The sequence below is a fragment of the Rhodobacteraceae bacterium M382 genome (assembly GCA_025141015.1).
GTDB lineage: Bacteria > Pseudomonadota > Alphaproteobacteria > Rhodobacterales > Rhodobacteraceae > Aliisedimentitalea > Aliisedimentitalea scapharcae.
The window spans coordinates 3230480-3252997 of record CP081098.1 but is presented as its reverse complement, the minus strand read 5'-3'; the positions used below and the strand labels follow the sequence as shown (position 1 = coordinate 3252997).

The 22518-nt window shown below is 58.3% G+C and carries 24 protein-coding genes; 15 read left to right on the top strand and 9 right to left on the bottom strand.

All coding sequences use genetic code 11. The features are described from left to right. Nucleotides 1-15: 15 nt before the first annotated feature. The 7 genes from soxB to K3727_15090 all read left to right on the top strand — a co-directional run bounded on the left by soxB (nucleotide 16) and on the right by K3727_15090 (nucleotide 7279). Nucleotides 16-1719 (top strand): thiosulfohydrolase SoxB, encoded by a 1704-nt coding sequence (gene soxB / locus K3727_15120; GenBank protein UWQ90113.1) that lies wholly within the window; start codon nucleotides 16-18, stop codon nucleotides 1717-1719. An 82-nt stretch (nucleotides 1720-1801) separates the two neighbouring features. After that, a complete protein-coding gene (gene soxC / locus K3727_15115; protein ID UWQ90112.1) occupies nucleotides 1802-3073 on the top strand; it encodes a sulfite dehydrogenase in 1272 nt (423 codons plus the stop codon). Continuing rightward, nucleotides 3057-4100, top strand: coding sequence for a c-type cytochrome (locus K3727_15110; GenBank protein ID UWQ90111.1), 1044 nt, complete (start codon nucleotides 3057-3059; stop codon nucleotides 4098-4100). The genes soxC and K3727_15110 overlap by 17 nt, the downstream gene beginning before the upstream one ends. A gap of 4 nt (nucleotides 4101-4104) precedes the next feature. Then, nucleotides 4105-4818 carry a c-type cytochrome gene (locus K3727_15105; protein UWQ90110.1) on the top strand — a complete coding sequence of 238 codons (714 nt, stop codon included), beginning with the start codon at nucleotides 4105-4107 and terminating at the stop codon, nucleotides 4816-4818. A 39-nt stretch (nucleotides 4819-4857) separates the two neighbouring features. Then, nucleotides 4858-6120 (top strand): NAD(P)/FAD-dependent oxidoreductase, encoded by a 1263-nt coding sequence (locus tag K3727_15100; GenBank protein UWQ90109.1) that lies wholly within the window; start codon nucleotides 4858-4860, stop codon nucleotides 6118-6120. A 130-nt stretch (nucleotides 6121-6250) separates the two neighbouring features. Further along, nucleotides 6251-6820, top strand: a complete 570-nt coding sequence (locus K3727_15095; protein ID UWQ90108.1) for a GNAT family N-acetyltransferase — start codon at nucleotides 6251-6253, stop codon at nucleotides 6818-6820. Between the two features lie 117 nt (nucleotides 6821-6937). After that, the gene (locus K3727_15090; protein UWQ90107.1) at nucleotides 6938-7279 is read left to right on the top strand and encodes a RidA family protein; all 342 of its coding nucleotides are present in this window, start codon (nucleotides 6938-6940) and stop codon (nucleotides 7277-7279) included. 122 nt (nucleotides 7280-7401) lie between these two features. On the opposite strand, the gene K3727_15085 is transcribed toward K3727_15090, so the two are convergent. Beyond that, nucleotides 7402-9063, bottom strand: a complete 1662-nt coding sequence (locus tag K3727_15085; GenBank protein ID UWQ90106.1) for a U32 family peptidase — start codon at nucleotides 9061-9063, stop codon at nucleotides 7402-7404. A 73-nt stretch (nucleotides 9064-9136) separates the two neighbouring features. After that, on the bottom strand, nucleotides 9137-10144 hold the full coding sequence (locus tag K3727_15080) for a GlxA family transcriptional regulator (GenBank protein UWQ90105.1): 1008 nt from the start codon (nucleotides 10142-10144) through the stop codon (nucleotides 9137-9139). Nucleotides 10145-10421: 277 nt separating this feature from the next. On the opposite strand from K3727_15080, the gene K3727_15075 reads away from it, so the two are divergent. From K3727_15075 to K3727_15050, 6 genes are all read left to right on the top strand, one after another. Beyond that, nucleotides 10422-11054 carry an ATP-dependent Clp protease proteolytic subunit gene (locus K3727_15075; GenBank protein ID UWQ90104.1) on the top strand — a complete coding sequence of 211 codons (633 nt, stop codon included), beginning with the start codon at nucleotides 10422-10424 and terminating at the stop codon, nucleotides 11052-11054. Between the two features lie 140 nt (nucleotides 11055-11194). Beyond that, nucleotides 11195-12463, top strand: coding sequence for an ATP-dependent Clp protease ATP-binding subunit ClpX (gene clpX / locus K3727_15070; GenBank protein ID UWQ90103.1), 1269 nt, complete (start codon nucleotides 11195-11197; stop codon nucleotides 12461-12463). Nucleotides 12464-12529: 66 nt separating this feature from the next. Next, a complete protein-coding gene (locus K3727_15065; protein UWQ90102.1) occupies nucleotides 12530-12895 on the top strand; it encodes a RidA family protein in 366 nt (121 codons plus the stop codon). Between the two features lie 147 nt (nucleotides 12896-13042). Beyond that, a complete protein-coding gene (locus tag K3727_15060; protein UWQ90101.1) occupies nucleotides 13043-13429 on the top strand; it encodes an NADH:ubiquinone oxidoreductase subunit NDUFA12 in 387 nt (128 codons plus the stop codon). 21 nt (nucleotides 13430-13450) lie between these two features. Next, complete coding sequence (mlaD, locus tag K3727_15055; protein UWQ90100.1) at nucleotides 13451-13903, top strand: outer membrane lipid asymmetry maintenance protein MlaD; 453 nt, start codon at nucleotides 13451-13453, stop codon at nucleotides 13901-13903. A gap of 5 nt (nucleotides 13904-13908) precedes the next feature. Next, the gene (locus K3727_15050) at nucleotides 13909-14280 is read left to right on the top strand and encodes a DUF2155 domain-containing protein (GenBank protein ID UWQ93401.1); all 372 of its coding nucleotides are present in this window, start codon (nucleotides 13909-13911) and stop codon (nucleotides 14278-14280) included. On the opposite strand, the gene aat is transcribed toward K3727_15050, so the two are convergent. From aat to K3727_15030, 4 genes are all read right to left on the bottom strand, one after another. Continuing rightward, nucleotides 14244-14879 (bottom strand): leucyl/phenylalanyl-tRNA--protein transferase, encoded by a 636-nt coding sequence (gene aat / locus K3727_15045; protein UWQ90099.1) that lies wholly within the window; start codon nucleotides 14877-14879, stop codon nucleotides 14244-14246. The two genes, K3727_15050 and aat, sit on opposite strands and share 37 nt — an antisense overlap. A 78-nt stretch (nucleotides 14880-14957) precedes the next feature. Further along, nucleotides 14958-16307, bottom strand: coding sequence for an acetyl-CoA carboxylase biotin carboxylase subunit (accC, locus tag K3727_15040; protein ID UWQ90098.1), 1350 nt, complete (start codon nucleotides 16305-16307; stop codon nucleotides 14958-14960). A gap of 10 nt (nucleotides 16308-16317) precedes the next feature. Beyond that, a complete protein-coding gene (gene accB / locus K3727_15035; protein UWQ90097.1) occupies nucleotides 16318-16815 on the bottom strand; it encodes an acetyl-CoA carboxylase biotin carboxyl carrier protein in 498 nt (165 codons plus the stop codon). A gap of 148 nt (nucleotides 16816-16963) precedes the next feature. Next, a complete protein-coding gene (locus K3727_15030; protein ID UWQ90096.1) occupies nucleotides 16964-17500 on the bottom strand; it encodes a PAS and helix-turn-helix domain-containing protein in 537 nt (178 codons plus the stop codon). Between the two features lie 109 nt (nucleotides 17501-17609). Between K3727_15030 and K3727_15025 the strand changes: the two genes are divergently transcribed. Beyond that, nucleotides 17610-19106, top strand: coding sequence for an AMP-binding protein (locus tag K3727_15025; protein UWQ93400.1), 1497 nt, complete (start codon nucleotides 17610-17612; stop codon nucleotides 19104-19106). 753 nt (nucleotides 19107-19859) lie between these two features. Here the strand turns inward: K3727_15025 and hisH are convergent. Continuing rightward, nucleotides 19860-20498, bottom strand: a complete 639-nt coding sequence (gene hisH / locus K3727_15020; GenBank protein ID UWQ90095.1) for an imidazole glycerol phosphate synthase subunit HisH — start codon at nucleotides 20496-20498, stop codon at nucleotides 19860-19862. A gap of 56 nt (nucleotides 20499-20554) precedes the next feature. Further along, entirely contained in the window at nucleotides 20555-21160 is a 606-nt protein-coding gene (locus K3727_15015) for a TetR/AcrR family transcriptional regulator (protein ID UWQ93399.1), read from the bottom strand. A gap of 147 nt (nucleotides 21161-21307) precedes the next feature. Here K3727_15015 and K3727_15010 point away from each other — a divergent pair, with 147 nt between their 5' ends. Next, nucleotides 21308-21895 carry a DUF2306 domain-containing protein gene (locus K3727_15010; protein ID UWQ93398.1) on the top strand — a complete coding sequence of 196 codons (588 nt, stop codon included), beginning with the start codon at nucleotides 21308-21310 and terminating at the stop codon, nucleotides 21893-21895. A gap of 30 nt (nucleotides 21896-21925) precedes the next feature. Here the strand turns inward: K3727_15010 and hisB are convergent, their stop codons facing one another. Beyond that, nucleotides 21926-22513 (bottom strand): imidazoleglycerol-phosphate dehydratase HisB, encoded by a 588-nt coding sequence (hisB, locus tag K3727_15005; GenBank protein UWQ90094.1) that lies wholly within the window; start codon nucleotides 22511-22513, stop codon nucleotides 21926-21928. Nucleotides 22514-22518: the final 5 nt, after the last annotated feature.

Below are 22518 nucleotides of genomic sequence, written 5' to 3'. Positions count from 1 at the left end.
GAAAGCTGATCCAACATGATCTCTCGTCGTGATTTTCTTCAGGTCTCCATGGCCGCATCCGCCATGGTTGGCGCGTCTGGGTTTGGCAATTGGGCGCGTCTGGCCGCGCAGCAGGCGCTGACGCAGGATCAGTTGCTGGAGTTCGAAACCTTTGGCAATGTCAGCCTGATCCACATCACCGACATTCACGCACAGATGAAGCCGATCTTTTTCCGCGAACCGGAGATCAACCTGGGTGTGGGCGCGGCCAAAGGTCAGATGCCACATGTCACCGGCGCGGATTTCCGCAAGGCCTATGGCATCAGTGACGGCAGCCCGTCGGCCTATGCGATGACCTACAATGATTTCGCATCGCTGGCCAAAACCTATGGCAGGGTTGGTGGGTTGGATCGGGTATCGACGGTGATCAATTCGATCCGTGCGGATCGCCCTGACGCGCTGTTGCTGGATGGGGGGGACACATGGCATGGCTCCTATACCTGTCATCACACCCAAGGCCAGGACATGGTCAATGTGATGAACGCGCTGAAACCGGATGCGATGACATTCCACTGGGAATTCACCCTGGGGTCCGAGCGCGTGAACGAGATCGTCGAAGGGTTGCCGTTTGTGGCCTTGGGCCAAAACATCTTTGACGCGGAATGGGACGAACCCGCCGAGCTTTTCAAGCCGTATAAGTTCTATGAAACCGGTGGGGTCAAAGTCGCCGTGATCGGTCAGGCGTTTCCCTATATGCCCATCGCCAACCCGCGCTGGATGTTCCCGGAATATTCGTTCGGTATCCGCGACGAAAACATGCAGGCCATGGTGGACGAGGTCCGCGATATGGGTGCCGAATGCGTGGTCGTGTTGTCCCATAACGGGTTCGACGTGGACAAGAAGATGGCGGGCCGTGTGTCCGGCATTGACGTGATCCTGTCGGGTCACACCCATGACGCGCTACCCGAACCCGTGCTGGTGGGGCAGACCCATATCATCGCGTCCGGTTCAAACGGCAAATTCGTCTCCCGCGTTGATCTGGACGTGCGTGATGGCAAGATGATGGGCCTGAAGCACAAGCTGATCCCGATCTTCTCCGATGTGATTGCGCCCGATCCGGTGATCAGCAAACTGATCGACGATCAACGCGCGCCCTATGCCGATCAGCTGGCCGAAGTCATTGGCCACACAGATGAAAACAGCACGCTGTATCGGCGCGGCAATTTCAACGGCACCTGGGATGACGTGATCTGTGATGCGCTGATCAGCGAACGTGAAGCTGACATCGCCATGTCGCCGGGTGTGCGCTGGGGGCCGTCGATCCTGCCCGGACAGGCGATCACCCGCGAAGATATCTGGAACGTCACCTCGATGAGCTATGGCGAGGCCTATCGCACGGAAATGACCGGCGAATTCATCCACACCATTCTCGAAGACGTGGGCGACAACCTGTTCAATCCTGACCCGTATTACCAACAGGGTGGTGACATGGTGCGGATCGGTGGCATGGGCTATCGCATCGACATCACCAAACCCCAGGGCAGCCGGATCAGCGACATGACATTGCTGAAAACAGGTGAAAAGATCGACCCGGCCAAGACCTATGTGGTCGCCGGCTGGGCCAGCGTCAACGAAGGCACCGAAGGGCCCCAGATCTGGGATGTGGTCGAAAGCCATATCCGCAAACAGGGCACCATCAGCGTCACCCCCAACACCTCGGTTCAGGTCGCGGGCGCCTAAGGCGTCCGGGGCCACCCCGAAAAAATTTTGAACTTACGAATTCACACAAGTGAATTTCATGATGTAAGGAGGCAAACCCGACATGAGCGAAAACTCCAAGACATTGGCCCCTTCGCGCCGTCAGTTTCTGACTGGTGCAGCAGCGGCTGGCGCAGGTGCGGTGGCGGCCACCGCGGCCAAGGCCGCAGGCCCCGATCCGCTGATCACCGAGCTACAGGACTGGGCGTCCGGCACGGGCGACGGCGTTGACGCCACGCCTTATGGAATGCCGATTGAATTCGAGCAGGACGTGGTGCGCCGCAATGTGGAATGGCTGACAGCTGATACCATCAGTTCGATCAACTTTACGCCGATCCATGCGCTGGACGGCACCATCACGCCCCAGGGCTGTGCGTTCGAACGCCACCATTCGGGTGCGATCGAATTGCGCAAGGAAGATTACCGTTTGATGATCAACGGGTTGGTCGATCAACCGCTGGTCTTCACTTACGAGGATCTGGAACGCTTCCCCCGCGAAAACCGGGTGTATTTCTGTGAATGTGCGGCCAACACCGGCATGGAATGGGCCGGTTCCCAGCTGAACGGTGCGCAATTCACCCATGGCATGATCCACAACATGGAATATTCCGGCATCCCACTGCGCACGCTGTTGGAAGAGGCCGGTGTGCAGACCGCAGGTAAATGGGTCTATGTCGAAGGGGCCGATGCATCATCCAATGGCCGCTCGATCCCGCTGGACAAGGCGATGGACGATGTCCTGGTCGCGTTCAAAGCCAATGGCGAAGCGCTGCGCAAGGAACATGGGTATCCCGTGCGTCTGGTTGTCCCCGGTTGGGAAGGCAACATGTGGATCAAATGGTTGCGCCGCATCGAGGTTACCGAAATGGCGATCGAAAGCCGTGAGGAAACCAGCAAATACACCGACACGCTCGAAGATGGCACATCGCGCAAATGGACCTGGGTGATGGACGCCAAATCGGTTGTCACCAGCCCCAGCCCGCAGGCTCCGATCAAACACGGCCATGGCCCGCTGGTGATCACCGGTCTGGCCTGGTCCGGTCGTGGGGCGATCACGGGTGTGGATGTTTCGGTTGATGGTGGCAAGACCTGGACCGAGGCGCGTCTGGGTGCGCCCGGCACCGACAAGGCGTTGACCCGGTTCTACCTGGACTACAACTGGCAGGGCGAAGAGATGCTGTTGCAGGCCCGCGCCAAGGACAGCAGCGGCTATGTGCAGCCATCAAAACAGGATTTGCGCGCGGTGCGTGGCGAAAACTCGATCTATCACAACAACTGCATCCAGACCTGGTGGGTCAAGGCAAACGGCGAGGCGGAAAATGTCGAAGTATCGTAATCTGATCATCAGCACAGCCGCCTTGCTGGCGTTGGCCGCCCCGGCTCAGGCTGGCAAATTCGGCCTGGGACGCGCCGCGCTCCCCGAAGAGATCGCCGCCTGGGACAAGGACGTGGCCCCGGATGGCACGGGACTGCCCGCCGGCTCTGGGTCGGTCGAAGTCGGCGAAGAGATCTTTGCCGAGAATTGCGCCATCTGCCACGGTGATTTTGCCGAAGGGGTGGACAATTGGCCAAAACTGGCTGGCGGCGAAGGCACGTTGGCCGACAAGGATCCATTGAAAACCGTGGGTTCCTATTGGCCGTATCTGTCGACCACATGGGACTATGTGAACCGGTCGATGCCCTTTGGCGCGGCTCAGACCATGTCGACCGACGATGTCTATGCCATGGTTGCCTATATTCTGTATTCCAACGATTTGGTGGATGACGATTTCGTCCTGTCCAACGAGAATTTCCTGGATGTGGAAATGCCCAATGCGGGTGGGTTCATCGTCGACGATCGGGAAACGGCGGAAAAACACTTCTGGAACCCGGAACCCTGCATGGAAAACTGCAAGGACAGCGTTGAAATCACCATGCGCGCCATGGTGCTGGACGTGACCCCGGACGAAGGGGGCGATGACGCGGCTGCAGTAACCGACGAGGCGGCCCCGGCAGTGGAAGAGGCTGCAGTAGAACCGGTAGTGGAAACCGTTGCCCTGGACCCTGAACTGGTCGCCAAGGGCGAAAAGGTGTTCAAGAAGTGCAAAGCCTGCCATCAGGTGGGTGAAGATGCCAAGAACAAGACAGGCCCGATTTTGAATGGCATTGTCGGGCATGCCGCTGGCGCAGTGGATGGGTTCAAATACTCCAAACCGATGAAGGCCGCCGCCGAAGATGGTCTGGTCTGGAGCGACGCAGAACTGGCTGCCTTCTTGACCAAGCCCAAGAAATACATGAAGGGCACCAAAATGTCCTTTTCGGGTTTGAAAAAGGAAAAGGATATCGACGCGGTTCTGGCCTATCTGAAATCGTACGCGGATTGATCCCATGCGGTTTCTGGGAGGAGCATTTGTAATCATGGCCGCGCTGACCGGCGCGGCCATGGCCGAAGAAAACGCCACACAGATTGGCGACGTCATTCGTGGTGAACGGCTGTTTCAGCAGAAATGTGGCAGCTGTCATATGGTGGGCGAGGGGGCCAAACATGGCACCGGCCCACATCTGAATAATATCTTTGATCGCACCGTGGCGCAGTTTCAGGATTTCACCTATTCCGAAGGTATCAACCGCGCGCGTCGGGACGGGATGGTCTGGGATCTGGAACATCTGGATGCCTATCTGACCAATCCCAAAGTCTTGGTGTCGGGCACCAACATGGATTTTCGCGGACTGAAAAAGCCCCGAGACCGAGGCGATATTCTGGCCTATCTGCGGCCATATTCGTCCAGCCCCCAGGACATTCCCGAAGCAGCCCCCACGGCGTTGAAGCAAGAGGTGGAGCTGAGCCCGGAGGTGCTGGCCATTGTAGGGGACCCGGATTACGGTGAATACCTGTCCACGGAATGCACCACCTGCCATCAGATTGACGGCGATTATGACGGGATCCCGGTGATCACCGGGTGGTACGAAGAGGACTTTGTGCTCGCCATGCACGCCTATAAACGCGGCATCCGTCCGCATCCGGTGATGCAGATGATGGCCGGGCGGCTGTCGGACGAAGAGATCGCGGCACTGGCAACGTTTTTTGGCGCGCTCGAGTAACTCTCGGGCGCGGTTTCATTTTCAGGGAGGAGAGACCACATGACTTTTAACAGACGGACATTCCTGGGCACCGGCGTTGCCGCCGCAGCAGCCCTTCAGGCCCCCATGGTTCTGGGTGCGGCCAAACCCCGTGTCGTGGTGATTGGCGGCGGTGCTGGTGGGGCCACAGCCGCGCGGTATATCGCCAAAGGGTCCAAGGGGGCGATTGATGTCACCCTGGTTGAACCCAGCCGCAGCTATTACACCTGCTTCTTTTCCAATCTTTACATCGGGGGGTTCCGCGAACTGTCCTCGATCGCCCATTCCTATGGCAAGCTGGCCAGCGAATACGGCATCAACGTGGTGCATGACTGGGCTGTCGGGATTGACCGCGACGCCAAGACCGTGACGCTGGCGGGGGGGGGCTGGCTGCCTTATGACCGGCTGGTGCTGAGCCCGGGTATTGATTTCATTGACGGAGCAGTCGGAGGCTGGGACGTCACAGCTCAGAACAAAATGCCCCATGCCTACAAGGCTGGGTCCCAGTCCGAACTGCTCAAGGCCCAGATTGAATCCATGCCCGAAGGCGGCACATTCGCCATGGTCGCGCCACCCAATCCGTTCCGCTGCCCTCCGGGCCCCTATGAACGCGTGTCGATGATCGCCCATGTGTTGAAGGAACGGAACCCGACGGCCAAGATCATCATCGCCGATCCAAAACCAAAGTTTTCCAAGATGGCGCTGTTCCAGGAAGGATGGGCCAATCATTACGATGGCATGATTGATTGGATCGGCCCCGACTTTGGCGGAGACATCGTGTCGGTAGATCCCGATGCCATGACCGTGACAATTGATGGGGAAATCACCCCGGTGGATGTCTGCAATGTCATTCCGGCGATGAAGGCGGGTCGAATCTGTGAAATGGCCGGCATCACCGAAGGCAATTGGGCACCGGTTGATGGGCGCACCATGCAAAGCCGATTGGACGAAAACATCCATGTATTGGGTGACGCCTGTGCTCAGGGCGACATGCCCAAATCCGGGTTCTCGGCAAACTCGCAGGCCAAAGTGGCCGCCATGGCCGTGCGCGCGGCCCTGACCGACTCCAAAATGTTCCCGGCCAAATTCTCGAACACTTGCTGGTCGCTGATCGGCACCAATGACGGGGTCAAAGTTGGCGCCACCTACGAGGCGACCGAAGAGAAGATTGCCAAGGTCGACGGGTTCATCTCGCAAACCGGCGAAAGCGGCGAGCTGCGCGAAGCCACATATGAGGAGAGCATCGGGTGGTATGCCGGGATCACCTCGGACATGTTTGGCTGAGCTTTTCGCGGGGATTTCAACCGGTTTGATCACAGGGCGCCAAAACGGCGCCCTGCTTCGTTCTGAACGGCTGGTTTGGCTGATCGCGCAACCTCTGGCATACTGGGGGCATTAAGAAGTGAGGTGCCACATGCCCGATCTGAAAATCAGACGTGCTGACCGTGAAGATGCACAGTTCCTTGTACCGCTGATTGACCGGGCCACCGAAGGGCTGGCCAAGCATATGTGGGCTGAACTGGCGGCCCCGGGACAGGATGCCTGGGGGTTTGCGCTGGATCGGGTTCAGGGTGAGGAGGCCGGGATTTCCTATACCAAGGCATGGGTAGCCGAAACGGACGCGGGTCGCAGCGGCTGTTTGATTACGCATGGCATTCCCGATCACCCGGAAAAAATCGACGATGCAACCCCGGCTGCTTTCCGCCCGTTGCTGGAATTGGAGCACGAGGCCCCGGGCACCGGATATATTTTTGTCCTGTCGACTCTGGCTGATCAACGCGGGCAGGGGATCGGCAGCGCCTTGCTGGGGTTTGCCGAACAGTTCCGGGGACCCAATGGCATGAGCCTGGTGGTGGCAGATAACAATACCCGCGCGCGGGCCCTGTATGAACGCATGGGGTATCGGGCCAGTGCGACCCGGGCGATGGTCAAAAACGGCTGGCAAAGCGATGGCACCCGCTGGGTTTTAATGATCAAGGAATAATGTTGATCCTCTTTGTCCGCTTTGCGCGCCCGTGACGCCGGGTTTGATGGTTGTAGTGTTCCGGCTTTGCGGTCATTCAGCGCGCAATGTGAAACGTTATCAACAGAGGGACAGCACATGATCGAACGTATTGAAACCGGAGTCCGGTCCTCGAAAATCGTGAAACACAATGGTGTGGCTTATATTACGGGCCAGGTTGGCGAAGGCGACACGATCCAGGCCCAGACCGAAGAATGCCTGCGCCGGGTCGACGCGCTGCTGACCCAGGCCGGATCATCGCGCGAAAAGATGCTGCGGGTGACCATCTGGCTGGCCGATATGAGCGATTTTGCCGGTTTGAACGAGGTTTGGAACGCTTGGGTTCCCGAAGGCCACGCCCCGGCACGTGCCTGTGGCGAGGCCAAATTGGCCCGCGCCGAGCTGAAAGTAGAGATGATTGTCGACGCGGCTTACGATTGAGATTGAGATCATCGGGCGGCGCGGAATTTTTCAATAAAATTCCGCCTAATAAAATTGCTAATTTTATTGGTCATTTTCTTGGGTAAGAAAATGTCCGCCCGACGGCACTGTTGTGCGTCTGATCAGGCGTATTGCCCACTGGGCATCTTGAACTCCGTCGCCTCGGCGCGGCTCAGCATTTCGCCCTGTTTGCGCTTTTGCAGGATCTCGCGGGCCTTGGCGTACTCCTCGCCTTGCCAGAAGATCAAACAGCCGTTGCATCCTTTGCCACAGCAGCCCTCCACACCCACGCGGTTGGTCTTGAACCGCTTTTCGTTGTGGTCCTGGGCCACGCTGTCGGCCAACGCATCGCGGCGGCGCGCATAGGCTTTGGGGTTCTCCTGTCCGGTGACTTCCAGCGCCTGGGTCAATTTGTCAAACCGCACCCGGTTCCATTGCTCATCGGTTAGGGCACGTTCCTTGCGCAGCACGGAATAGGTCGGGAAACGGGCCTTGAGATCCGCGATGTCTTCGTGGTCGAACAGGGAAAAGGGCAGGCGAATCTCGCTCTGAGTGCTGCCGTGTACCACGTCCATTCGTTTGCCGTCTTTGACCCGTTCAAAATCATAGACTCGCAGCAGAACTGTGTCGCGAGACAGGGGCGAGACGAACTCCAGAACCTCTCCGGCGGTCAATTTGGATTTGACCAGCACGTGAAAAGCATCGTCGGTGACTTTGGTCACCACACCGGCATATTCCCACTGTGCCAGCGACGCGGTGTGTTCGTAATCATGTGCGAGATTGGAGAGACGGCCATCGTGGAAGGCCAGGGTGTAGCCCCGGTTCCCCACCGCCTCCAATTCGCGCATATAAGGCTTCGGGCTCCAATTGTCCGGATCGGCATAATAATCGTCGATCGCCATCCGATAAGCGCGCGCCACCACGGCGGCGTAATATTCGGACTTGCCGCGGCCTTCGACCTTGAGACTGTCGATACCGATTTTCAGGTAGTCATCCAGTTTCGGCATGATGCACAAATCGCGTGAGTTCAGGATATATGACCCCCGCCCGTCCTCTTCGATCGGCATCAGCTCACCTGGGCGACAGCCCTCTTCGAGCAGAAATTCGAACAGATGGGCGTTGTCTTCGTTGATCTCCAGCTCTTGCACGGTGCCGTCTTTCAGGCGCATCCTTACACCGTAGTTCCAGCGGCAGGAATTGGCGCAGTTGCCCTGATTGGCACCGCGTTCTGCCATGAAATTCGACAACAGGCATCGGCCTGAATAGGTCATGCACATGGCACCATGTACAAAGGATTCAATCTTGATGTCTGGACATTTCTCGCGGATTTCCACCAGCTCCGGATAAGAGACCTCCCGCGCGAGCACCACCAGATCGGCCCCCTGGTCCTGCCAGAATTTCACGGACAGCCAGGAGCAGATATTGGCCTGTGTGGAGACATGCAGGGGGATTTCCGGGGCGCGTTCCTTTACGTATTGGAACACACCGGGGTCGGCGATGATCAACCCGTCGGGCTGCACCTTGCGGACGGTGTCGATGTATTCATTCAGCTTGGGAATGTCTTTGTTGTGGGAAAACAGGTTCAGCGTCAGGTAGGCGCGCCGCCCGTGATCGTGGCAGAACTGGACCCCTTCGATCACATCATCCAGCGAGAATTCGGATTTGGTGCGCAGCGACATGTCCGGCGTGCCCAGATAGACGGCGTCGGCCCCATACAGGATTGCCATCTTCAGCTTGCGCAGGTTGCCCGCAGGCATCAACAGTTCGGAGCGGTGTTCGGTCATCGGTACGGCCACAGGTTAGGGGGTCAGGCGGTGGCTTGTAGGTCAAATCGAACCCAGAGTCACGACCGCCCGGTTATGACCATCCCTTGCGAAAGAAATGCGGCGAGGCCCCGAATTTTCGTTTGAACTGGCGGGAAAAATGTGTCGCCGAATTGAACCCCGACGCCAGGGCGATTTCGGTCACGGACATGGCGGTTTCATTCATCAACGCATAGGCATGCGACAGGCGCATGTCGAAATACACATGCATCGGACTTTCGTTCAGATAGCGCGAAAACAGGCGCTCCAGTTGCCGACGCGAAATATCCAGCTGGTCGCAGAGCTCGCCGATCGACAGCGGTTCTTCGATCGAATCCTGCATCAGCTGCAAGGCCGAAAGCAGCCGTTGGTTGCGGCTGCCGATCGCAACCGCATAATTCGACTTCTGAGGAGCTGCCTGACCACCCGAGCGGACATGCAGGCACATGTCGGCAATGATGATGGCCAGCTTTTTGCCGTGGCGCTCTTCGATCAGGTTCAGCATCATGTCGGTGGCGGCATTGCCCCCACCACAGGTCAACAGGCGCCCCACGATTTCAAAAATATTGGGCGAGGGGGTCAGCCGCGGGAACATTTCCACAAACCCCGGTTGGTTTTCCCAATGCAGCGTAAAGGGCTGTTCGCGCAACAGTCCGGCCTGGGCCAGGGCGAATGCTCCGGTACAGATCCCGCCCAGACGGCGCCCGAACCGATGTTCGCGGCGCAGCCAGTTCAGGGTGATTTCGCTGGCCGAGGTATGCGGTTCAACGCCAGAGCATACGAATCCAACCGCATCTGATGGCAGCGGTTGCAATGCCAGGTCCGGCGTCACAGTCATCCCGTTGGAACATTTCACCGGTTCGCCGTCTTCGGTCATGATGTACCAGCGGTACAATTCGGTATTGGTGACCTGGTTGGCGATCCGAAGCGGTTCAATCGCAGCGGCGACCGGCAGCATCGTTGCCTTGGGCAACAGCAGGAAATAAAAATCCTGGGGCGCTCCGGTAAAGGGCACAGCCAGCTTGGCCGCTGCCCCTTTCTGGATGAAACCATCATAATCCATCCGCAACTCTCTCTCAAACCTGGACCGAACCCGGTTGGGTCAGCTGGCAGGTGCCACACCGCGCAATCGTGTTGCGATCTGCACCGACCTACGACCATCGACGCCCCGTTGACCGTGTCTTTTCGACGGGGGTTTGACAGTTTGCGACACGTTGCAGGTCAAGTTGGGGGTGCAAATTCTGTGCCTGCCCCTTGCAGGCCCCATTGGGCAATACTAAGACTCGGGTAACGCAGTTTCGGGTATGGTCCCGGTCAGTCCATCAAAGCAGGCAAATTCTATGCATGATCCCAATGAATTCTACATGAATACCCTTGTCCCCATGGTTGTTGAACAGACCAGCCGGGGCGAACGGGCCTATGATATCTTTTCGCGCCTGCTCAAGGAGCGGATCATTTTTCTGAATGGGCCGGTGCATGATGGCATGTCATCGCTGATCGTGGCGCAGTTGTTGCACCTTGAGGCGGAGAATCCGACCAAGGAAATCAGCATGTACATCAACAGCCCCGGTGGCGTTGTGACGTCTGGTTTGTCGATCTATGACACCATGCAGTACATCAAACCCAAAGTATCGACCCTGGTGATCGGCCAGGCGGCATCGATGGGATCGCTGTTGTTGGCGGCCGGGGCACCGGGCATGCGCTTTTCGCTGCCCAACAGCCGCGTCATGGTGCATCAGCCATCCGGTGGGTACCAGGGTCAGGCAACCGACATCATGATCCACGCCGAAGAAACCCTAAAGCTGAAGCGTCGGTTGAATGAAATCTACGTGAAACACACGGGGCAGGGACTCAAAAAGGTTGAAAACGCGCTGGAGCGTGACAACTTTATGTCTCCTGAGGACGCCAAGGATTTTGGATTGATCGATGAGATCGTCGAAAACCGGGCCAAGGGCGACGACGCAGAAAGCTGAGGTGGTTGGGGAAGGTTATGAGGTTTATGACGCAATTTGCGATTGTAGCCACCGGAACCCTGTCCTAAGCTGATGACGAAACGGGGTCCCGCCGATTTTTGCGGGACCTTGGGCAGATGACGAAGCCTGAAAGGTTAGGTATGGCAACGAATTCAAGTGGTGACAGCAAGAACACGCTCTATTGCAGCTTCTGCGGCAAGAGCCAGCACGAGGTGCGCAAGCTGATCGCCGGGCCGACCGTGTTCATTTGCGATGAATGTGTCGAATTGTGCATGGATATCATCCGAGAAGAGACCAAGGCCTCGGGGCTCAAGTCTTCGGATGGGGTGCCCACGCCCAAGGACATCTGTGATGTTCTGGACGACTATGTGATTGGTCAGGCCACCGCAAAACGGGTCCTGTCTGTGGCGGTCCACAACCACTACAAGCGTCTCAATCACGCTCAAAAGGCGGGGTCAGATATTGAGTTGGCGAAATCCAACATTCTGCTGATTGGCCCGACCGGGTGCGGCAAGACGCTGTTGGCTCAGACGCTGGCGCGGATTCTGGATGTGCCGTTCACGATGGCGGATGCAACCACGCTGACCGAAGCTGGTTATGTGGGCGAGGATGTGGAAAACATCATTCTCAAACTGCTGCAGTCCAGCGAATACAATGTGGAACGCGCACAACGCGGCATCGTCTATATCGACGAAGTCGACAAGATCACCCGCAAATCCGAGAATCCGTCAATCACCCGCGATGTGTCGGGCGAAGGGGTTCAGCAGGCGTTGCTGAAACTGATGGAAGGCACTGTGGCTTCGGTTCCACCGCAAGGTGGGCGCAAACATCCGCAGCAGGAGTTCCTGCAGGTCGACACCACCAACATCCTGTTCATCTGTGGCGGTGCCTTTGCCGGGCTCGACAAGATCATCGCACAGCGGGGCAAGGGTTCGGCCATGGGCTTTGGCGCAGATGTGCGCGACAATGACGAACGTGGTGTGGGCGAGATTTTTCAGGATCTGGAGCCAGAGGACCTGTTGAAATTCGGTTTGATTCCGGAATTCGTTGGCCGTCTGCCGGTTCTGGCAACGCTCGAGGATCTGGACGAAGACGCGCTGGTTACCATTCTGACACAGCCCAAGAACGCGCTGGTCAAACAATATCAGCGCCTCTTTGAAATCGAAGAGACCGAGCTGGACTTTACCGAAGACGCCCTGAGCGCCATCGCCAAAAAGGCCATCGAGCGTAAAACCGGTGCCCGGGGCTTGCGCTCCATTCTGGAAGACATCCTGCTGGATACCATGTTCGATTTGCCGGGCATGGAAAGTGTGACCAAGGTTGTTGTCAACGAAGAGGCGGTGACGTCGACGGCACAACCTTTGATGATCCATGCAGATGCGGAAAAAGAGCCAGTTTCGGCAGGCTGATACAGACAATTGATCTGACAAGAGCGGCGCGGGTTTCCGCGCCGTTTTTCATGTGGAGGAACAAAGATGATCAAACGTATTTCTTCGGGTGGAGAATTCGAAGCCAAAGCGGGCTATTGCCGCGCAGTCGTCGCGGGCGGTTTTGTGCACGTGGCCGGAACCGTGGGCCAGGGCGACACAGTCGAGGACCAGTGCAAATCAGCACTGGATACCATCCGCTGGGCCCTGGAACAGGCAGGTGCCACATTGGCCGATGCGGTGCGGGTAAACTACTATCTTCCGGACGCGGCCGAATTCACTCCCTGCCTGCCGATTCTGGCGGAAACTTTTGGTGCGAATCCGCCAGCGGCAACCATGGTCGAATGCAATCTGATCGACCCAAAATTCCGTATTGAAATTGAACTCACCGCTTTGGCCCCTGCTGACGCGTGATGAATACAGGCCGGACCGGCGATCTGCTGCCGGTCCGGGGTTCCACGCGTCAAAATGTGGCGCTCTCACGCCCGGATCCGGGCAAGCGTCTCTGGACCTCGGTCGCGAATTGCGTCATATCACAATGCAAACACTTCGGAGGTACCCATGGGAATCCTGAACACTCTGCTGCGCGCTGTAACCTGGTGGAACGGCTCGACGTTGAACACCCAGATCTATACGGCCCGCAAAGGCACCAAAGTGGGCGAGGATGAACAGGGCAACGTGTTCTATCGCAACGCTGACGACACCCGGCGTTGGGTGATGTTCAATGGCGAAGCCGAAGCCTCGCGCGTCAGCCCCGATTGGCATGGCTGGTTGCACCATACGTTCAAAGAACTGCCCTCCAAGACCCCGCTGAAGCACAAGGCCTGGGAAAAACCGCATCAGGAAAACCTGACCGGAACCATGTTGGCCTATGCGCCTGCCGGGTCGATCCGCAGCGGCAAGGAACCGGCAAATCGCGCCGATTACGAAGCCTGGAGCCCTGAATAAGGGATCGGATGGCAGCGCACCATGTCTCATAACACAACCGAAGTTCTGGTTGGCGGCGTCGTATTGGCGGCTGCCATCGGGTTTGCCGTTTATGCCGGGCAGGCCGCCGGTCTGTCCAGCGGTGGCGAAAGCTATGCGCTGAATGCATCCTTCCGGTCGATCGAAGGCGTCAGCGTTGGCACTGATGTGCGGCTGGCAGGCGTCAAGATCGGAACCGTGACCGGCGTCGACCTGAACCCCGAAACGTTTCGCGCCGATACAGAGTTTTCTGTCAGGCAGGGGATCGAGATTCCCGATGACAGCGCCGTCGTGGTCGCCTCTGAAGGCCTGTTGGGTGGGAATTTTGTTGAAATCATGCCGGGCGGATCTCCCTTTGCATTGGAGGCCGGTGATGAAATTCTGGACACACAGGGGTCTGTCAGCCTGATCTCTCTGCTGTTGAAATTCGTTTCCGGAAGCGGGGACGAAGGGTGAAACGGCTGGTATCGGCCTGTCTCCTCGCCTGCCTATGCCTGACCTCTGGGCCTGGGATCGCACAGGAGGCCACCAAGCCGGCCACGGTCGGGCAGGGCGCGGTGCTGCGGGGGCTCGACAAGGTTAACGGGAAAACCGCTGATTTCGAACTGTTGAATGGTGCGACAGCCGAAATGCTGGGGCTGCTGGTTACGCTGGGCGAATGTCGATATCCGGCGGACAACCCGACAGGGGATGCTTTTGCCTTTTTGATCATACGCGATCCAGAGTCCGGACAGGTGCAGTTCGAAGGGTGGATGGTTGCATCTTCACCCGCGCTGAACGCGCTGGATCACGCGCGTTATGACATCTGGGTGTTGCGCTGTATGACGTCCTGAGCGGGCGCTATGGCGGGTGCAAGGAAATGCGCCGCGCTGTCTATGGCGGTACGCAGTTGACGATGATAGGCGGCCCTGCTGATTTCCTCCGCGCCCAAAGAGGCGAGATGATCGGTGATGAATTGGGTGTCAAACAAGGTGAATTTGGCCCGACGCAACCGATCAACCAGATGGGCCAAAGCGATCTTTGAAGCATCCGTACGCCGGGAAAACATGCTCTCGCCAAAAAAGGCGGCCCCCAGAACCACACCATAAACGCCGCCAATCAACCGGCCGCCCGGGTCGCGAACTTCGACGGAATGTGCGCAGCCCATGTCATGCAACGCGATGTAAAGTGCGCGTATTTCCTGACTGATCCAGGTATCGGCGCGATCAGCGCAGGCATCGACAACCCCGGCAAAATCCTGATCCACGGTGATCTGATAATCCTGTCGCCGCAGGCTGCGCGCCAGTGAACGTGAGATATGAAATCTGTTCAGGGGGAACACGCCGCGTCTCTTGGGGTCGACCCAAAAGACGTCCGGATCATCCCTGTGCTCTGCCATCGGAAAAACGCCGATGGAATAACCATGCAACAACAATTCGGGAGTCAGGGTCATCTCGGCTCCCCGAAATCCGGGGCACTGCCGATGTAGGGTGCGTGCTGGCACGCACCGCTGACATCGAAACAGCGCGGCTTATTCCGGCAAATTGGCCTCAAGCCATTGCTCCAGCCAGTGAATGTTGTAGGTGCCCGCGTGGATGTCAGGTTCCTGCAACAGCGCGTGAAACAGCGGAACAGTGGTATCGACCCCGTCGACGATCAACTCACCCAGCGCCCGGTTCAGACGTGCCAGCGCTTCGGGACGATCGCGCCCCTGCACGATCAGCTTGCCGATCAGAGAATCATAATAGGGTGGGATGGAATACCCGTCATACAGCGCCGAATCCATCCGAACACCCAAACCGCCGGGGGCATGATATTGGCTGATCCGGCCCGGGCAGGGGGAAAAATTCGGCAGGCGTTCCGCGTTGATGCGCACTTCGATCGAATGGCCGTTGATCACCAGATCGTCCTGGGTGAACGACATCGGCAACCCCGCCGCAACCCTGATCTGCTCCCGCACCAGATCAACACCAAAGATGCCTTCGGTCACTGGGTGCTCCACCTGCAGGCGGGTGTTCATTTCGATGAAATAGAATTCGCCATTTTCGTACAGGAACTCGATGGTGCCGGCGCCGATGTAATTGATATTGGCAACCGCATCCGCACAGACTTTGCCGATCCGGGCACGTTCCTCGGGTGAAATGCTGGGGCCGGGCGCTTCCTCAAAGACTTTCTGGTGGCGGCGTTGCAGCGAACAATCGCGTTCGCCCAGATGGACGGCGTTGCCCTTGCCATCACCAAAGACCTGGATTTCGATGTGACGCGGCGTGGTCAGGTATTTTTCGATATAGACTTCATCGTTGCCAAAGTTGCTCTTGCCCTCGGCACGTGCAGTCTGAAAAGCGGACTTCATGTCTGCGGCAGTCTGCGCCACTTTCATGCCCTTGCCGCCGCCACCGGCGGTTGCCTTGATGATCACCGGATAGCCGATTTCAGCTCCCAGTTTTTCAGCCTCTTCCAGGGTTGCAACACCACCGTCGCTGCCAGGCACACAAGGAACACCAAGGGCCTTCATCGTATCCTTGGCGGTGATTTTATCGCCCATGATTCGAATGTGTTCAGCAGTGGGGCCAATGAACGTCAGCCCGTGGTCCTGGACGATCTGCACAAAATTGGCGTTTTCGGACAAAAAGCCATACCCGGGGTGAATCGCCTGGGCACCGGTGATTTCACAGGCCGAGATTATGGCCGGGATCGACAAATAGCTTTGGGTGCTCGAAGGCGGTCCGATACAGACGGATTCGTCTGCCATACGCACATGCATCGCGTCCGCATCTGCGGTTGAATGCACGGCTACTGAACCTATGCCCATCTCGCGCGCAGCCCGGATCACGCGTAGGGCGATTTCTCCGCGGTTGGCAATCAGGATCTTGTCAAACATGATCTGGTCCTTATTCGACGATGACCAGGGGCGTCCCGAATTCGACCGCGGCGCCGTCTTCAACCAGGATGCGCTTCACGGTGCCCGCTTTGGGCGCGTGGATGTGGTTCATGGTTTTCATGGCTTCGACGATCAACAGCGTGTCACCTTCGGCCACCTGAACACCAACCTTGATGAACGACGGGGCGCTGGGTTCAGGCTGTAGGTACACGGTGCCGACCATGGGCGATGTCACCGCGCCGGGGTGGCTGGCCGGATCGTCACTGCTGGCGGCCGCAGGGGCTGCTGTCGCGGCGACAGGTGCGGCTGCACCAGCGGCCGGAGCGGCGGCAGGCATCTGAACCTGAACCGGCGCTGCAACGGGTTGAAGGCGCGATACCCGAACATCCAGGCTGTCGTCGGCGCCATAGTCGCGCTTGACCTTCAGTTCGGTCAGATCGTTTTCCTGCAGCAGTTCTGCCAATGCCTTGATGAAGGCCACATCCGCTTCATGAGTCTTGTTTGTCATCTTTATCCTCGGCCGGTTCCGAATGGCCCGTCTTTTGGGCGGGCATGCCAAATTTGTCGGGCTTATACGGCAAGCTGTCGCCGGTGAAAAGCGCCCAAACCCCTGCGATAACATGGGGGGCGGGACGTCGGATTGCAATCGCTTGTTGTCAGAACGGCATCCCGGACAGTTTGGCCACCAGTTCCGGCAGCTTGCGGGCCTCGAACTTGGTCAACAGATGGGCGCGGTGGGTCTCGATGGTGCGATAGCTCAGCCCCAGCTGTTTGCCGATTTCCTTGGCCGACAGGCCCCGACAGGTCAGGATCGCAACATCGCGTTCGCGTGGCGTCAGAGAGACCACGGGGCGATCATCGGACAGGTCGGCAAAGGACCAAACCCCGCTGTGAAACGGTTGATCCGGGGTCACGGACTGCCCCCTGACCCGGCACCAGAACAATTCACCCGTGCGCCGTCGCATGATGCGTTCGTCGGAATAATAATCCTGCGCGGGATCAATCCGTTGCAATGTCTCGCCGATCCGGGCGAAATCATCCGGGCTGGGGTACAGATCAAAAACCGGCAAATCTGTCAGCGCGGCGACCGTGTCGCCAAAGATCCGGGCGAATTGCAGGTTGCAACGCCGGATGATGCGTTGTTCCAATACGATGAGGCCCACCGGCGCATGATCAAAGGCAAGATCTGTCATAGGGTATTCTTGACGGGTATTTTTACGGAATTGAAGAGGGGGCGTGACGCATGCGACCGATATCACATGGGCGCGCATGGGATCGCCGCCTGAATTTGGGGGATTCGAGATGAATTTGGGGCATTGGCTGTATCGTCAGGCACAGACGGGCGGGGATCGTCCGGCATTGTATCTGGGAACCGATTTGGTGGCGGATTACGCCGGGTTTCACGACCGGGCGGCCCGGGTCGCGGGGTGGCTGATTTCCCAGGGCATCGGGCCAGGTGATCGTGTCGCGATTTTTATGAAGAACTGCCCCGATTACCTGATTGCGCAATATGGTATCTGGTACGCAGGAGCTGCGGTGGTTCCGATCAATGCCAAACTCCATGGGCGCGAAGCCGCCTTTATTCTTGAAAACTCAGGTGCTGCTCTGGCGTTCACGTCTCCGGGGCTGACCGAATCTGTGGCCAGCGCAGGGGCTGTGACGCGCTGCATTGACATCACCGGACCTGAGTATTGCGATTCCCAAACCGCCCATCCGGTCGCGGAACCGACGCGGGTGGCGTCGGATGATTTGGCCTGGTTGTTTTATACCTCCGGCACCACTGGCAAACCCAAGGGTGTGATGATCACCCACCGGATGCTGATCTCCATGTCACTGGCCTATTTCGCCGAAGTGGACAGGGTCGGCCCTGAGGACCAGACGCTGTATGCCGCGCCGATGAGCCACGGGGCCGGGATCTATAACATGCTGCATGTTCTGGCAGGTGCTGCCCATATTTGCCCGGTGTCCGCAGGGTTCGACGAACCCGAGATCTTTGACCTGGCCGAACACTTTGGCCGGGTGCACATGTTTTGCGCCCCCACGATGGTGACCAGATTGACGGCCGTCGCGAAACAGTTGGGGCGGTCAGGGCAGGGGCTGCGCACCATCGTGTATGCCGGTGGGCCGATGTATGTGGCCGACATCACCGAAGCCGTGGACCATTTTGGTCCGGTGTTCGTACAGATATACGGGCAGGGGGAATGCCCGATGGGGATCACCGCGCTGTCCCGCCACGACGTCAGCGATCGCAGCCATCCGCGCTGGCGGGAACGGCTGGCCAGTGTCGGGCGCGCCCAAAGCCCGGTCGAGGTAGAGATCGGCACCCCCCAGGGCGAAATCCTGCCGGTTGGGGAACACGGTGAAATCATGGTCAAGGGCGACATCGTCATGCCCGGCTATTGGCAAAACCCCGAAGCCACCGCCAAGACGTTGATCAACGATTGGCTGATGACAGGGGACATGGGGGTGATGGACGCTGATGGCTATGTCACACTTCAGGACCGGTCCAAGGACATGATCATCACCGGCGGCTCCAACGTCTATCCGCGCGAGGTGGAGGAGGTGCTTTTGATGCACCCCAAGGTTTCCGAGGCGTCGGTTGTGGGGCGCGCGCACGCTGATTGGGGAGAGGAAGTCGTGGCCTTTGTCGTGGGCGAGGCTGCGGACGAAGAGCTGGACGCTCTGTGCAACGATCATATCGCCCGTTTTAAACGCCCCAAGGCCTATGTCCGCATCTCCGCTTTGCCCAAGAACAATTATGGCAAGGTGCTGAAAACCGAACTGCGCAAGCAGTTGTGAGGCGATGGTAACCCAACCGGGCGACTGAACAGGCCCATGCGTCGTTCCGGTGGTGTTGTCACTTCAATTGTCGCCTCTGCAGGACCGAACGGCGTCTGCCTGCGCGGTCGTCTAACGACGGCTGGCAACCGGTTCAGGTCCTGATCGTTGGGCTGCGGGGGCCAGATTGTAACATCTGGGCGGATATTACCCCTATACCGCCGGGTCCATTATGGTCGCGCGCGAATATGACATCCACTTGATGCATGTCCTGACAATCTTCAGCAAAAACGTAGCCAAACATTTGGGCGACACGAGACTGAAATCAATGCAAGTCTCTGGCCGAATGCAAGAGGGATTGGTCACAGATAGTGTTGTGCTTGATCCCAAAGGAGTTGTCGGTAATTCGGAGGACACTGTGGGTACACTACCGACGACCGGCATCCCGTATGTGGTGGTGAGCGGGACCGTCGTTGTAGAACGCAGCAAAAAGCGCACGGATGTATTCCCGGGCGCGGCAATCCGCTTTTCGGTTCAGGAAGCGGGGCGTTTTGTGCCCTTGGACGACCATGCCTGGGCCCGCATTTCAATATGCCCGAGGCATCTCATGCGCTGAATGACATACCATCTGACACGCGCTTTGATGGGCCAATCGGTTAAATGGGCTTGCTCCGGGCCATGAGGCGGGGTTGTTTTCTTTTAGCCCCGATCTGGCTGGGCGGCCCGCTGCGCATGACCTGCGACAGGGGGCGGGTGCCTTGGCGCAACCGGGGGTCAAGGCGTCCAGGTCAGAAAATTACCGATCATCCGCAGCCCCACGTCCTGGCTTTTCTCCGGGTGGAATTGCATGCCCAGCATGGTGTCACGACCAATAACGGCCGTGACATCGCCGCCATAATCCACATGGGCCAGACGTTCCGTCGCATCGGTCACCTGAAATTGATAGGAGTGCACGAAATAGACGTGGTCGCCTGTTTTGACACCGGCAAACACCGGGTGGTCATGGTCGATGACCAGATCATTCCAGCCCATATGCGGAACCTTTAGCGTCTTGTCTGCGGGGTCAATCCTGACCACATCGCCGCCGACCCACCCGATCCCCGGAGTTTTGGTGTATTCATGCCCCGTGCTGGCCATCAGCTGCATGCCCACACAGATCCCCAGAAACGGGCGTCCCTTGTGTTCGACCGCTTCGACCATGGCGTCATAAATGCCCTTGTGGCCTCGTAATTCGGCGGCACAGGCCGGAAATGCCCCGTCGCCCGGCAGAACCAGCCGGTCGGCCCGCGCCACGACATCGGCATCAGAGGTCACGACGACGTCGCCGGCGTCCATCTCGCGCGCCATGCGCTGAAACGCCTTTTCAGCGGAATGCAGATTGCCGGATTCATAGTCGATGATGGCTGTCAGCATGGCCCTGTGTCCTTCGTGTCGTGCGGGGTCCGAAGTGACGCCAAACGCCGACCGGGTCAAGAGGCGTTGGGCGTGGCGATTTGCGGCAGGACATCCATGACCGCGTCAAACAGGTCCATGTCCAGAGAGCGATCCGCGTCGTTGAATTCACCCGACATGGCCAAAAGAGTGAACCCATGGATCAGCGACCAGACCCGGATTTCGACAACCCGAGGGTCCATAGGTGCGGTGACAAACGGGGCGCAGACGCCGCGCAAAATCAGATAGGCATGCGCCGTTTCCCGATTTCCGGGTTTCAGACTGGCCAATCCAAGTTGCCCAAAAATGATATTCAGAATACCCGAGTGGTCGATTCCGAATTGCAGATAGCCACGGCAAACGGATCTGAGCCGCCCAGCGTCGGTTTGCTCGCCCGCGTCCCGCGCCGTTTGCAGGTAGGTTGAAAACCGCTCGAATGCCTCTTCGGCAATGGCGGATTTCAGCCCGGACAACCCGTCGAAATGATGCGCTGGCGCGGCATGTGAAACGCCGGCGCGCACGGCGCATTTGCGCAGGGTCAACGCAGAGATTCCGCCTTCCTCCAAGAGGTCGATGCCTGCCTGAATCAGCGCCTGACGCAGGTTGCCGTGATGATGGGTGGAGCGGGGGGCTGTGCGTGACATGGGACGCATGTTGAGGATCTCCTTGACAATGTCAAGTTCGCAGGTAACGTGATGATAACTTTACACTGTCAAGTAACGCCAGGAAGGTCCCCCATGGTTTCACTCTCTCATCGCGCACTGGCACCAAATCGGGTTCGGTGGTTGTCCATGTTCATATGGGTGCTGGCCGTATTGGTGGCCCTGGCATCGTTTCGATTTTTGGTGGCACAGATCGATTTGGTCATGCCCGCAATGGTGCATCACGCGCGGGATCGCCCATTGGCGCTATATGCTCATATCGGGTTCGCACCCATTGCCTTGGCTCTGTTGCCGTTGCAGTTCTCCCAACGTCTGCGCGCGCGATACCGCATGGTGCACCGATGGCTGGGGCGGGTGTATGTCGCGTCAATTCTGATTGCGGGCGGAGCAGGAATTGTTCTGGCCCTGACAACCAGCGCGGGGCCTGTGGCTGCGGCGGGCTTTCTGGGTCTGTCGGCGCTGTGGTTGACCACAACGGGAGCGGCGGTCTGGTATGCCATGCGTCGCCGTATCGCTCTGCACCGGATATGGATGATCCGTTCGGCTGCGTTGACATTGGCGGCGGTCACATTGCGCCTGTACCTTCCGGTGGGCATGGCAACCGTCGGGTTTGACGCCAGCTATCCCGCGATTGCCTGGCTGTGCTGGGTGCCGAACCTGCTGATCGGTGAATGGCTGCTGGCGCGCGATCGCGCCAGTCAGCCTTTGGGGGCGTAAGGATGGGAAAGCCATCCCCGGAATTTGTTGTTACAGCGCGCCTTTGGTCGATGGAATCGCATCTGCCTTGCGCGGGTCGGTTTCAACCGCGACGCGCAGGGCACGGGCCACGGCCTTGAACCCGGCTTCGACAATGTGGTGGCTGTTGAACCCATGCAACTGGTCGACATGCAGGGTAATGCCGCCATGGGTGGCCAGGGCGGTAAAGAATTCGCGGACCAGTTCGGTGTCAAAAGTACCGATCTTTTGGGTTGGGATTTCCATGTTCCAGATCAGATAGGGACGGGCGGACAGATCCAACGCACACCGCACCTGGGCGTCATCCATCGGCAGGTGGCAGGCCCCATACCGGTTGATGCCCTTTTTGTCCCCCAGCGCCTGGGTCAGGGCCTGTCCCAATGCGATACCTGTGTCTTCGACGGTATGGTGATCGTCGATATGGTAATCGCCTTTGGCGCGAATGGTCATGTCGATCAGCGAATGGCGCGACAGCTGATCCAGCATATGGTCAAAAAAACCGACGCCGGTCTGATTGTCATATGATCCGGTGCCGTCGAGGTTGATTTCAACGGTGATCTCGGTTTCTGCAGTGCTGCGGCTGACCTTGGCTGTGCGCATGAACG

Bases quoted from the DNA above. Each gene is read 5' to 3' on its own strand.
- soxB (UWQ90113.1), top strand. From the start codon at position 16: ATGATCTCTCGTCGTGATTTTCTTCAGGTCTCCATGGCCGCATCCGCC.
- soxC (UWQ90112.1), top strand. From the start codon at position 1,802: ATGAGCGAAAACTCCAAGACATTGGCCCCTTCGCGCCGTCAGTTTCTG.
- K3727_15110 (UWQ90111.1), top strand. From the start codon at position 3,057: ATGTCGAAGTATCGTAATCTGATCATCAGCACAGCCGCCTTGCTGGCG.
- K3727_15105 (UWQ90110.1), top strand. From the start codon at position 4,105: ATGCGGTTTCTGGGAGGAGCATTTGTAATCATGGCCGCGCTGACCGGC.
- K3727_15100 (UWQ90109.1), top strand. From the start codon at position 4,858: ATGACTTTTAACAGACGGACATTCCTGGGCACCGGCGTTGCCGCCGCA.
- K3727_15095 (UWQ90108.1), top strand. From the start codon at position 6,251: ATGCCCGATCTGAAAATCAGACGTGCTGACCGTGAAGATGCACAGTTC.
- K3727_15090 (UWQ90107.1), top strand. From the start codon at position 6,938: ATGATCGAACGTATTGAAACCGGAGTCCGGTCCTCGAAAATCGTGAAA.
- K3727_15085 (UWQ90106.1), bottom strand. From the start codon at position 9,063: ATGACCGAACACCGCTCCGAACTGTTGATGCCTGCGGGCAACCTGCGC.
- K3727_15080 (UWQ90105.1), bottom strand. From the start codon at position 10,144: ATGGATTATGATGGTTTCATCCAGAAAGGGGCAGCGGCCAAGCTGGCT.
- K3727_15075 (UWQ90104.1), top strand. From the start codon at position 10,422: ATGCATGATCCCAATGAATTCTACATGAATACCCTTGTCCCCATGGTT.
- clpX (UWQ90103.1), top strand. From the start codon at position 11,195: ATGGCAACGAATTCAAGTGGTGACAGCAAGAACACGCTCTATTGCAGC.
- K3727_15065 (UWQ90102.1), top strand. From the start codon at position 12,530: ATGATCAAACGTATTTCTTCGGGTGGAGAATTCGAAGCCAAAGCGGGC.
- K3727_15060 (UWQ90101.1), top strand. From the start codon at position 13,043: ATGGGAATCCTGAACACTCTGCTGCGCGCTGTAACCTGGTGGAACGGC.
- mlaD (UWQ90100.1), top strand. From the start codon at position 13,451: ATGTCTCATAACACAACCGAAGTTCTGGTTGGCGGCGTCGTATTGGCG.
- aat (UWQ90099.1), bottom strand. From the start codon at position 14,879: ATGACCCTGACTCCCGAATTGTTGTTGCATGGTTATTCCATCGGCGTT.
- accC (UWQ90098.1), bottom strand. From the start codon at position 16,307: ATGTTTGACAAGATCCTGATTGCCAACCGCGGAGAAATCGCCCTACGC.
- accB (UWQ90097.1), bottom strand. From the start codon at position 16,815: ATGACAAACAAGACTCATGAAGCGGATGTGGCCTTCATCAAGGCATTG.
- K3727_15030 (UWQ90096.1), bottom strand. From the start codon at position 17,500: ATGACAGATCTTGCCTTTGATCATGCGCCGGTGGGCCTCATCGTATTG.
- K3727_15025 (UWQ93400.1), top strand. From the start codon at position 17,610: ATGAATTTGGGGCATTGGCTGTATCGTCAGGCACAGACGGGCGGGGAT.
- hisH (UWQ90095.1), bottom strand. From the start codon at position 20,498: ATGCTGACAGCCATCATCGACTATGAATCCGGCAATCTGCATTCCGCT.
- K3727_15015 (UWQ93399.1), bottom strand. From the start codon at position 21,160: ATGTCACGCACAGCCCCCCGCTCCACCCATCATCACGGCAACCTGCGT.
- K3727_15010 (UWQ93398.1), top strand. From the start codon at position 21,308: ATGTTCATATGGGTGCTGGCCGTATTGGTGGCCCTGGCATCGTTTCGA.
- hisB (UWQ90094.1), bottom strand. From the start codon at position 22,513: ATGCGCACAGCCAAGGTCAGCCGCAGCACTGCAGAAACCGAGATCACC.